The 10,359-nt window shown below is 63.4% G+C and carries 13 protein-coding genes; 2 read left to right on the top strand and 11 right to left on the bottom strand.

Translation table 11 applies throughout. The annotated features are described in order from the left end of the window. Nucleotides 1-168 precede the first annotated feature (168 nt). From LQ564_RS25265 to LQ564_RS25215, 11 genes are all read right to left on the bottom strand, one after another. Nucleotides 169-555 carry a sigma-E factor negative regulatory protein gene (locus LQ564_RS25265; protein ID WP_231060887.1) on the bottom strand — a complete coding sequence of 129 codons (387 nt, stop codon included), beginning with the start codon at nt 553-555 and terminating at the stop codon, nt 169-171. 80 nt (nt 556-635) lie between these two features. Beyond that, nucleotides 636-1,238, bottom strand: coding sequence for an RNA polymerase sigma factor RpoE (rpoE, locus tag LQ564_RS25260; RefSeq protein ID WP_231060886.1), 603 nt, complete (start codon nt 1,236-1,238; stop codon nt 636-638). A 62-nt stretch (nt 1,239-1,300) separates the two neighbouring features. Continuing rightward, nucleotides 1,301-1,831 (bottom strand): hypothetical protein, encoded by a 531-nt coding sequence (locus tag LQ564_RS25255; RefSeq protein WP_231060885.1) that lies wholly within the window; start codon nt 1,829-1,831, stop codon nt 1,301-1,303. A gap of 146 nt (nt 1,832-1,977) precedes the next feature. Continuing rightward, nucleotides 1,978-3,228, bottom strand: a complete 1,251-nt coding sequence (gene fabF, locus LQ564_RS25250; RefSeq protein WP_231060884.1) for a beta-ketoacyl-ACP synthase II — start codon at nt 3,226-3,228, stop codon at nt 1,978-1,980. A gap of 38 nt (nt 3,229-3,266) precedes the next feature. Further along, complete coding sequence (gene acpP, locus LQ564_RS25245) at nt 3,267-3,506, bottom strand: acyl carrier protein (protein ID WP_020653257.1); 240 nt, start codon at nt 3,504-3,506, stop codon at nt 3,267-3,269. 180 nt (nt 3,507-3,686) lie between these two features. After that, nucleotides 3,687-4,424, bottom strand: coding sequence for a 3-oxoacyl-ACP reductase FabG (gene fabG, locus LQ564_RS25240; protein ID WP_231060883.1), 738 nt, complete (start codon nt 4,422-4,424; stop codon nt 3,687-3,689). Nucleotides 4,425-4,456: 32 nt separating this feature from the next. Continuing rightward, the gene (fabD, locus tag LQ564_RS25235) at nt 4,457-5,395 is read right to left on the bottom strand and encodes an ACP S-malonyltransferase (protein WP_231060882.1); all 939 of its coding nucleotides are present in this window, start codon (nt 5,393-5,395) and stop codon (nt 4,457-4,459) included. A 171-nt stretch (nt 5,396-5,566) separates the two neighbouring features. Next, entirely contained in the window at nt 5,567-6,553 is a 987-nt protein-coding gene (locus LQ564_RS25230) for a beta-ketoacyl-ACP synthase III (RefSeq protein ID WP_231060881.1), read from the bottom strand. A gap of 22 nt (nt 6,554-6,575) precedes the next feature. Next, nucleotides 6,576-7,601: a phosphate acyltransferase PlsX gene (gene plsX, locus LQ564_RS25225; protein WP_231060880.1), complete on the bottom strand. Its 1,026-nt coding sequence runs from the start codon at nt 7,599-7,601 to the stop codon at nt 6,576-6,578. Nucleotides 7,602-7,822: 221 nt separating this feature from the next. Continuing rightward, nucleotides 7,823-8,005 (bottom strand): 50S ribosomal protein L32, encoded by a 183-nt coding sequence (gene rpmF / locus LQ564_RS25220; RefSeq protein ID WP_005666806.1) that lies wholly within the window; start codon nt 8,003-8,005, stop codon nt 7,823-7,825. A gap of 222 nt (nt 8,006-8,227) precedes the next feature. Continuing rightward, nucleotides 8,228-8,725: a YceD family protein gene (locus tag LQ564_RS25215; protein WP_231060879.1), complete on the bottom strand. Its 498-nt coding sequence runs from the start codon at nt 8,723-8,725 to the stop codon at nt 8,228-8,230. 176 nt (nt 8,726-8,901) lie between these two features. On the opposite strand from LQ564_RS25215, the gene LQ564_RS25210 reads away from it, so the two are divergent. Beyond that, nucleotides 8,902-9,516, top strand: a complete 615-nt coding sequence (locus LQ564_RS25210) for a Maf-like protein (RefSeq protein WP_231060878.1) — start codon at nt 8,902-8,904, stop codon at nt 9,514-9,516. Between the two features lie 11 nt (nt 9,517-9,527). Continuing rightward, a complete protein-coding gene (locus tag LQ564_RS25205) occupies nt 9,528-10,277 on the top strand; it encodes an SAM-dependent methyltransferase (protein WP_231060877.1) in 750 nt (249 codons plus the stop codon). Nucleotides 10,278-10,359: the final 82 nt, after the last annotated feature.

The raw sequence follows: 10,359 nt of genomic DNA, 5'->3' as shown, positions 1-10,359 counted from the left end.
TCTGCAATCGGCAAGTCGGCGAAATCGACCTGCGCATTGCACGGTAAAATGGGCTGACGTGTGTAACCTATGTCTCTAGACATGTGTTACCTATGTCCCTGTGCCAAACAGGACCGCCCACCCTACGAGGGTGTGAAAAATTCCGCCCTGGCGGTTTTTTCACACCCCCTACGACACGCGTTTCGCAGCTTTCGCCAGCCCATCCAGCGGCGCCAGTGTGGTCACCGGCTGCGCAACTTCCGCCGCGGCGCCATTCACCGGCTCCGCCCCGGCAACGACGCCCGGCGCGATCTTGGCCAGCGCATCCGTCGGCAAGGCCGCCTTCCCCGCCCCGCGCCGCAGCGGCGTGGGTTCCGCCGCCAGCCGCGCCGCCAGGCGCTCGGCGAAGCCCGGCGACAGGCTGGGGGCGGCGGGCTCGGCGCGCAGGGCGTCGCCGATCTCGTGGTAGAGCCGCCAGGCTTCGCGCCCGTCGGCCTCGCGCAGGGCCGCCAGGGCCAGCTCGAGGTCGGTGTCCGGCAATTCGCCATCGGCGAAGGCCGATATGTAGTCGCGCATTTTCTTGTTCGTGTCCATCTTCTTGCCCGTCGCCATCGTCGATATGTTCAATATAGCCGTCCCTTCTACGATCCCGCTACTCAGCGACGTTTGTCAACCGGGTAATCGAGCAATGGGCGCAATTTCTCGGCGATTACCTCACGTGCGCGAAAGATACGGCTGCGCACGGTGCCAATCGGACACGACATCACTTCGGAAATTTCCTCGTAGCTCAATCCTTCAATTTCACGCAACACGATTGCGGTGCGCAATTCCAGCGGCAGGGCTTCCATCGCCGCATTCACCGTATGCGCAATCTGCTTGCTCGCCAGTACCGACTCCGGCGTGTTGATATCCCTGAGGCTGTCCGCATCCTCGAACCCTTCGGCCCGCTCGGCGTCGGCCTCGGTGGAGGTCGGCGCCCGGCGGCCCTGGGTGACGAGGAAGTTCTTCGCCGTGTTGATCCCGATGCGGTACAGCCAGGTATAGAAGGCTGAATCGCCGCGGAAATGACGCAGGGCGCGGAAGGCCTTGATGAAGGTCTCCTGGACCACGTCCTCGGCTTCGGCCGGATCGTGGACGAGGCGCGACACCAGGCGCATCAAGCGACGCTGGTATTTCGCCACGAGCAGGTCGAACGCCCCCCGGTCGCCGGCCTGGACGCGCTCCACCAACACCTGATCACCCTCGCGTTCTGTCGTCACGGACCATGCCCCGTCGGCTGCAACGGTCCTCCTGCAATAAGAGTTGGCCCGCTGCAATAAGTTCAAAGTATTTCGTGTTCGATTGCCGGCGCCCCGCCCTGCCCCGCCACCGCGCCGAGCGCCACCGCGAGTGCGCGGAAGGCCTCCGGCGCCACGCTGTCAGGCAGCACGACCACGCAAGGCCCGGCGCGCCAACGCTGCAGCAGCCCGGCGCCACCCATGCCGGGCTCGTCCACCGCGCCCACCGGCCCGAAGCGCAGCAGCATCAGCCGCGGCCACAAGGTCGACCCCGGCAGGAGCGCGACATGGGTGCCGCCGGCCGCTTCAGGCCGCAGATCTTGTTGTACCGTCAGGCGTATCCGACCGACTCCAGAAATATCAATGCGATGCACCATTGCAGGACGCAGCGCTGCATGCAAAAGGCACAGGCCGGCGAACAGCAGCGCGGCCGCTACAACGGTCTCGGCCGTAAAGCGCAGCGGCGCCGGCGCGCCGACGGCGAGCGCCGCGCCGAGCAGCGACGCGCCGAAGCCGCCCGCGAGCAAACGCAGCCGGCGCGAAGGCGCAACGACGACGCTCAGCGCGATCGACATGGTGGTGAAGGGACGGCACGAGGCGCTGCGGGCCGGGGCCGCAGGCGGGAAAAACTGGAGGAGAAAAGCGCAGGACCGAACGACGGAGGCTGGAGGACACCCATTCCGGTTAGACCGGAACGGGCGTCTTCAGTTCAAGCGGATGCTTAGACTTTTGCGAACACCAGGGTACCGTTGGTACCGCCGAAGCCGAAGGAGTTCTTCACCGCGTAGTCGATGCGCATGTCGCGCGCCGTGTTGGCGACGAAGTCCAGGTCGCACTCCGGATCCTGGTTGAAGATGTTGATGGTCGGCGGCGACACCTGGTTGTGGATCGCCAGCACGGTGAACACCGATTCCAGGCCGCCCGCGCCACCCAGCAGGTGGCCGGTCATCGACTTGGTCGAGTTCACGACCAGGCCGCCCTTGGCGTGGTCGCCGAAGACGCGCTTGATGCCGCGCACTTCCGCCACGTCGCCCAGCGGCGTCGAGGTGCCGTGCGCGTTGACGTAGTGGACTTCGCTGGCATTGATGCCGGCGTTGTGCAGGGCCGCCACCATGCAACGGGCTGCGCCGCTGCCATCCTCGACCGGCGAGGTGATGTGGTTGGCGTCCGCGCTCATGCCGAAGCCGATGACTTCCGCATAGATCCTGGCGCCGCGTGCGACCGCGTGTTCGTACTCTTCCAGCACCATCACGCCGGCGCCTTCGCCCAGCACGAAGCCGTCGCGGTCCTTGTCCCACGGACGCGACGCGGTGGTCGGGTCGTCGTTGCGGGTGGACAGCGCGCGTGCCGAGGCGAAGCCGCCCAGGCCCAGCGGCGAGACGGTCGACTCGGCGCCGCCGGCCACCATCACGTCCGCATCGCCGTATTCGATCAGGCGCGCCGCCGCGCCGATGCAGTGCAGGCCGGTGGTGCAGGCGGTGACGATCGCCAGGTTCGGGCCGCGCAGGCCGAATTTGATCGAGAGATCGCCCGAGATCATGTTGATGATCGATGCCGGCACGAAGAACGGCGAGATCCGGCGCGGACCCTTGGCCGTGTACTCTTCCTTGGTGGCTTCGATCATCGGCAGGCCGCCGATACCCGAACCGATGGTCACACCGATGCGGTCCGCGTTTTCCTCGGTCACGACGATGCCCGAATCCTGCAGGGCCTGGATGCCGGCGGCCATGCCGTAATGGATAAAGCTATCCATGTGACGGCCTTCCTTGCCCGGCAGGTAGTCCTCGACGACGAAGTTCTTCACTTCGCCGGCGAAACGGGTCGTGAACTGCGAGGCATCGAACTTGGTAATGTTGGCAATGCCCGACTTACCGGCCAGCGCCGCGTCCCACGCCTCGGCAATGGTATTGCCGATTGGTGAAATGCAGCCCAGGCCGGTAACGACGACACGGCGGTTGCGTGAACGGCTCAAGCGATTCTCCCAGAAACTTTTAAAGCGACAGCGACTGCTTAGGCCTTGACGTGCGCGGTTGCGTAGTCGATGGCTTGCTTGACGGTGGTGATTTTCTCAGCCTGCTCGTCAGGGATTTCCATTTCGAACTCGTCTTCCAGTGCCATCACCAGTTCCACGGTGTCCAGCGAGTCAGCGCCGAGGTCGTCAACGAACGAGGATTCGATTTTGATGTCTGCTTCTGCAACACCCAGTTGCTCAGCGACGATTTTTTTAACGCGTTGTTCGATATCCGACATGTTATGGCTCCATTAGGTATGTGTTGCGGAAAGTGCGCGCATTTTATCAGGTTTGCGCGTTGAAAAACTACTTTCGGCGATTGCAGCTATTTCCACCGAAATTACTGCTAAAAGAAGCGAATACGCCCGATTAACTTCGCATATATGCGTGCATCGGCGCTGTCGCTTCGATTCTACGCATCAATTCATGTACATGCCGCCATTCACGTGCAGCTCGGTGCCCGTGATATATGCGGCCTGCGGACCCGAAAGGAAGGCCACCGCATGGGCGATGTCTTCCGGCTGGCCCAGGCGGCCCAGCGGGATCTGCGTGAGCAGCGCCTCGTGCTGGCCTTCGCCCAGCGCCTTGGTCATGTCGGTATCGATGAAGCCCGGCGCCACGCAGTTGACGGTGATGTTGCGGCTGCCGATCTCGCGCGCCAGCGCGCGGGTCATGCCCGCCACGCCGGCCTTGGCGGCGGCGTAGTTCATCTGGCCCGGGTTGCCCGAGGCGCCCACCACCGAGGTGATGTTGATGATGCGGCCATGCTTGGCCTTCATCATCCCGCGCAGCACCAGGCGCGACAGGCGGCCGACGGCGGTGAGGTTGGTCGAAATCACCGAATCCCACTCCTCGTCCTTCATGCGCATCGCCAGGTTGTCCTGGGTGATGCCGGCATTGTTGACCAGGATCGACAGGCTGCCGAAGGATTTCTGCACGTCACTCACGACGGCATCGCAGTTGGTCGCGTCGGTCACGTTCAGGACCACGCCCTTGCCGCCGAATTCGCCCAGGTATTCCGTGATCGCCGCCGCGCCGGCTTCGCTGGTGGCGGTGCCGACCACTTTCGCGCCCTGGCGCGCCAGTTCCAGCGCGATCGCTTTGCCGATGCCGCGCGATGCGCCGGTGACGAGGGCGACTTGGTTTTCCAGATTCATGCTGTTCCTCTTCTTATGGATATATCGTCGTTTCAGGCGGCCTTGACCGCTTCCAGCACGCGCTCGAGCGCGGCCTGGTCGACCAGCGCCTCGCCGACGAGATTCGCGTCGATGCGCTTGGCCATGCCGATCAGGGTCTTGCTCGGCGCGCATTCGATGACCTGGGTCACGCCCTCGGCCGCCATCTTCTGCATGGTCTCGACCCAGCGCACCGGGCCCGCGGCCTGGCGCACCAGCGCGTCCTTGATCGCAGCCGGATCGTGCAGGATAGCGACGTCCACATTGTTGATCAAGTCGATCTGCGGCGCGGAGAATTCGATGGTTTCCATGTACTCGCGCAAACGGTCGGATGCGGGTTTCAGCAGCGAGGAGTGGAACGGCGCCGACACCGCCAGCTTCATGGCGCGCTTGGCGCCCTTGGCCTTGGCGATCTCGCAGGCGCGGTCGATCGCGGCGGCATGGCCGGCGATGACGATCTGGGTCGGTTCGTTGAAGTTAACGGCCTCGACCACTTCACCTTGGGCGGCTTCCGCGCAGACGGCGCGCACGTCGTCGGCCTGCAGGCCCAGCACGACGGCCATGCCGCCCTGCCCGACCGGCACCGCGTCCTGCATCGATTGCGCGCGGAAGCGCACCAGCGGCACGGCATCCTTGAACTGGATCACACCGGCGGCAACCAGGGCCGAGTATTCGCCCAGGCTGTGGCCGGCCACCAGGTTCGGCGCCGGGCCGCCGGCGGCGATCCAGGCGCGGTAGACGGCGACCGCGGCGGTCAGCATGACGGGTTGGGTGTTGGTGGTGAGGTCGAGGTCTTCCTTCGGGCCTTCGGCGATCAGCTTGCCCAGATCGAAGCCAAGGGCGTCCGACGCTTCGGCGACGGTCTGCTCGACCACCGGGTTGCCGGCGAAGCCGTTCAGCATGCCGACGGCCTGGGCGCCCTGGCCCGTAAACAGGAATGCGAATTTGCTCATTATTGTTCTCTCTATCGAATACGTGTGGCTCACCGCAATGCATGGGTTGCCACGGTTTCGTAGGGTGGGCGGGAATAACATGCATTGCCACGGAGCGTCCGGGAGTTGAACGCGTGGGCGGAGGCCCGCGGGGCCGCCCAGGCCCACCCTACAAATGCATCGGTAACGCTATTACATACGGGCGAGAATCGCGCCCCAGGTAAAGCCACCACCGACACCTTCCATCAGCACATTCTGGCCCTTTTGAATCCGGCCATCGCGCACCGCTGCATCGAGCGCCAGCGGAATCGAGGCGGCCGAGGTGTTGCCGTGCTGGTCGACGGTGACGACCATCTTTTCCATCGGCAGGCCCAGCTTCTTGGCCGTGCCCTTCATGATGCGCAGGTTGGCCTGGTGCGGGATCAGCCAGTCGACGTCCGACGGCTGCATCTGCGCGTGTTCGAGCGCTTCCTTGGCCACTTCTTCCAGCACGGTGACGGCCAGCTTGAACACCGCCGGGCCGTCCATATAGAGGAAGCCGCTGCCGGCGACCGCGCCGCCGGCCAGATTGCCCGGGATCGACAGGATGTCGGCATGGCTGCCGTCGGCGTGCAGCTTGGTGGTCAGGATGCCCGGCTCTTCGGACGCTTCCAGCACCACGGCGCCGGCGCCGTCGCCGAACAGCACGCAAGTGGTGCGGTCGGTAAAGTCGAGGATGCGCGAAAACACTTCCGCGCCGATCACGAGGATGCGCTTGTAGACGCCAGCGCGGATGAAGGCGTCGGCGGTCGAGACCGCGTAGACGAAGCCGCTGCACACGGCCTGCACGTCGAACGCGGCGGAATTGTTGGCCATGCCGAGCTTCTGCTGCACGATGCAGGCGGTGCTCGGGAAGCTGCCGTGGAAGTCGGGGGTCGAGCTGGCGACGATCACCAGTTCGATGTCGCCCGGGCCCCTGCCCGCCGCGTCGAGCGCCTTGCGCGCCGCGTGGGCGGCCAGGTCGGACGCGTTTTCATCGGCCGCCGCGTAGTGGCGGCAGGAAATGCCGCTGCGGGTCACGATCCATTCGTCGGAGGTCTCGATCCCCTGCTCGGCCAGCTGCGCGGCGAGTTGTTCGTTGGTGACCCGTTTGGCCGGCAGGTAGCTGCCGGTACCGGTGATCTTGCTATAGACAGTCATCTCTCCACCATCCTGCTCTGGTTTAAGCCTGGCTTGCCTGGCCGGGCGACGTCGGCATCAGTTCGGCGATCAGGGCCGACAGCTGCTCTTGTACATCGTATTTCGCTGCCTGGTAGGCGCGCTGCAGCGCCCATTCGAAGGCATAGGCGTTGGCGCCGCCATGGCTCTTGAACACCAGGCCCTTCAGGCCCAGCAGGCTGGCGCCGTTGTAGCGCTCGGGATTCAGTTTCTTCAGCGACTTGCGCGCCAGCAGCGCGCCGGCCATCGACAGGACGGTCTCGGTGAACACCGACTTGACGAAACGCGACAGGCCTTCGATGGCCTTGAGCGTGACGTTGCCGACGAAGCCGTCGCAAACGACCACGTCGACCGTGCCCTTGAAGATATCGTTGCCTTCGACGTTGCCGTGGAAATTCAGTTTACCGCGTTCGTGGTCGGCCTTCAGCAGCAGGCCCGTGGCTTTTACCACGTCATTGCCCTTGATCTCTTCGGTGCCGACATTCAGCAGGCCGATGGTCGGGCGCGGATTGCCCTCCATGGCCGAACACAGCACCGAGCCCATGATGGCGAACTGGTGCAGGTGGTGCGGCTCGCAGTCGACGTTGGCGCCGAGGTCGAGCATATAGGTCGGGCCGCCCTTCTGGTTCGGCATGACCGAGCAGATCGCCGGCCTGTCGACGCCGGCCATGGTCTTGAGGACATAGCGCGAGACGGCCATCAGGGCGCCGGTATTGCCGGCCGAAACGCTGGCATTGGCGCTGCCGTCCTTCACCAGCTCGACCGCCACGCGCATCGAGGAATCCTTCTTCTTGCGCAGGGCGATCTCGATCGGATCGTCCATGGTGACGACTTCGGTGGCGTTCTTGATGGTGATGCGGGAATGGCCTTCGCCATGGTGCTTCCTGAGCTCCGCGCGGATAGTATCTTCCAGGCCCACCAGGATCAGGTGAACGTCGGCTTGTTTTTTTAGGAAAGAGATGGCTGCCGGAATGGTAACTGAGGGGCCGTGGTCGCCGCCCATGCAGTCAATGGAAATTGTGATTGTCATTTGCTGGGAAATGCCGGCTCACGCGAGGCGGGCGGCGGCAAGATGGGATCGGGGCATGGCCTGGGGCCCGCCGGGTTCCGCGCAATTCAAAATGACGGTGTGCAAGCTAGATTTGCAGCCGAAAAGAACGAACATGCGAACGAACGTGCTAAAGAAAAAGCGGTGCCACGCAGAAATCATACGTTGCACCGCTTTCATGGTACTGAAAGACAAGACGAAGATTACTCGTCGTTCTTGGTCTTCAGGACTTTACGGCCACGGTAGAAACCGTTCGGGCTGATGTGGTGACGCAGGTGGGTTTCGCCGGTGGTCGGCTCGACTGCCAGGTTCGGTGCGGTCAGGAAATCGTGCGAACGGTGCATGCCGCGCTTCGACGGGGACTTCTTATTCTGCTGAACTGCCATGATGACTCCTAATACATAAGTTCTAAAATTCTAACACATTCGACTTGCAAATACTTGCAGATCGAGTATCCCAGCGGCAATTTCTTGATGAACCAATTAATTGCCGACATGTTTTTACGCTGCTTACATCAACTGCCTACTGCCATACTCGACTACTGCACGCGTTTGACACGTTCTTTCAGTCGTACTGCCTTGCTGCGGTACTACTTGATTCGATACTACTTATTCTGGCTTGAGATTTTTCAGTGCCGCGAACGGCGAGACCTTGTCGGTCTTGAGGGCGTCCAGGAGCTTGGTGTCCGGACATACCTCATGTTTCGGTGCCTGCGGCAGGGCCAGCAGGGCTTCGTCCTCGAGCAGCTGGCGGATATCGCACTCGTGGCTGCCGACGATCACATCGATGCTCTCGTCGTCGAGGATTTCCTCGATCGCATCCGCATCCTCGTCGTCCTTGCCGAGCACCAGCATGGTGGACGAGTCGATCTCGTAATCCATCGGGGTCAGGCAACGCTGGCAGACCAGCTTCACGGGACCGGCGACCGCCAGGGTCATCGACGGATAACCCTGCTTGGTCAGGCCACCTTCGATCGACCAGCGGATCTCGCCGGAGTTGTCGGCGCAATCGGCTGCCAAGCGGTGCATCTCGGCGACAGGCGTCGTGCCATCGCGGTGACCGCTATTCCGGCAAAACTCGAAGGCGTCGATGACAAAAGCGCTCATTTGGAAAACTTCCCCGGAAAACCTGCGATAATAACAGGCTTGTCCCAGCAGAGTCAAAGACTTACGGCGTATTTGGACCGGTCGGCGTTGCAGGATGGCGGCAATTATAAGATTAACTTGCCAGACTGCATAATATATCGGCTTTGCTTATAGTTTTGATTCTTCGATAGCCCGCTATGATACCAAGTTCCGCGCCGCCGCGCCTGATTCTCGCTTCGAGTTCCGCCTACCGCCGCGAACTATTGTCGCGCCTGCACCTCCCTTTCGAAGCAATCGCCCCGCACATCGACGAGACCCCGCAGCCGGGCGAGGCGCCGCAAGAGACCGCCCTGCGTCTGGCGCGTGAAAAAGCCGCCGCGGTTGCACGGCACGCTCCGGGCGCTCTCGTGATCGGCTCGGACCAGGTCGCCACGCTCGACGGACTGCAGATCGGCAAGCCGGGCAATCATGCGCGGGCTCTGGAGCAATTGCAGCTGATGCGTGGCCGCCGCGTCGTATTTCATACCGCACTGTGCCTGTGGGATGGCCGGGTGGACGATCCGACACAGGCGGCCCAAGTGGAGAATGTGCAGGTCTTCGTGGATTTCCGCGACTTGCCGAATGCCGAACTCGACGCCTACCTGCGCATCGAGCAACCCTATGACTGCGCCGGCAGCGCCAAGAACGAGGGCCTGGGCATTGCCCTGATCGACAAGATCGCCTCGGACGACCCGACCGCCCTCACCGGCCTGCCCCTGATCGCCCTGACCGGCATGCTGCGCCGCGCCGGCGTGCGCTTTTTTGGAACGTGAATAAGAACACAATGCCTGGAACCCTGTACCTGATCCCGAACACCCTCGGCCTCACCACCGCCGCGCCCGGCGCCCTGTCTTCTCTACTGCCGACCCAAGTGCAGGCATTGACCTCGCGCCTCGATTACTTCGTGGCCGAGAACGCCAAGACGGCGCGCGCCTTCCTGAAACTGGTCGCGGTTGATCATCCGCTGGCGAAACCGCTGCAGGAGATCGAGATCGCGGAACTGAACGTGAATACGCCGCCGGCGGCGCTGGCCCAGCTGCTGGGTCCACTGCTGGCCGGGCGCGATGCCGGATTGGTGTCGGAAGCCGGCGTGCCGGCCGTTGCCGATCCCGGGGCCGACCTGGTGCGCCTGGCCCACCAGCATGGGATCGCGGTGCGGCCGCTGGTGGGGCCATCGTCGCTGCTGTTGGCGGTGATGGCGAGCGGGCTGAACGGGCAGAGCTTCGCCTTCAACGGCTACCTGCCGACCGACGCGGCGCAGCGTACCAAGCGCATCCAGCAGCTCGAGGGGCGCTCACGTGCTGAGAAGCAGACGCAGCTGCTGATCGAGACGCCGTACCGGAATGGGCAGATGCTGGAGGCGCTGGTGGCGGGGTGCCAGCCGGGGACATTGATTTGTGTGGCGACGGATTTGTCGCTGGAGAGCGAGTCGGTGAGGACGATGACGGCGGCGAAGTGGAAGGCGGCGCTGGCGGGCAATCAAGGGCCGGATTTTCACAAGAAGCCTACGGTCTTCTTGTTCCTCGCTCAGTAGTATCTGATCAGCCAAGAACGACATTCTCAGAGCCAGCTCGTCGTACGCGCCACTGGCGCCTACGACTACCGGCGACGGCCGG

This window comes from Massilia phyllostachyos, from assembly GCF_021044825.1.
In the GTDB taxonomy this organism is placed as follows: domain Bacteria; phylum Pseudomonadota; class Gammaproteobacteria; order Burkholderiales; family Burkholderiaceae_D; genus Telluria; species Telluria phyllostachyos.
The sequence above is the reverse complement of the archived record's forward strand: the minus strand, read 5'-3'. Positions and strand labels throughout refer to the sequence as shown.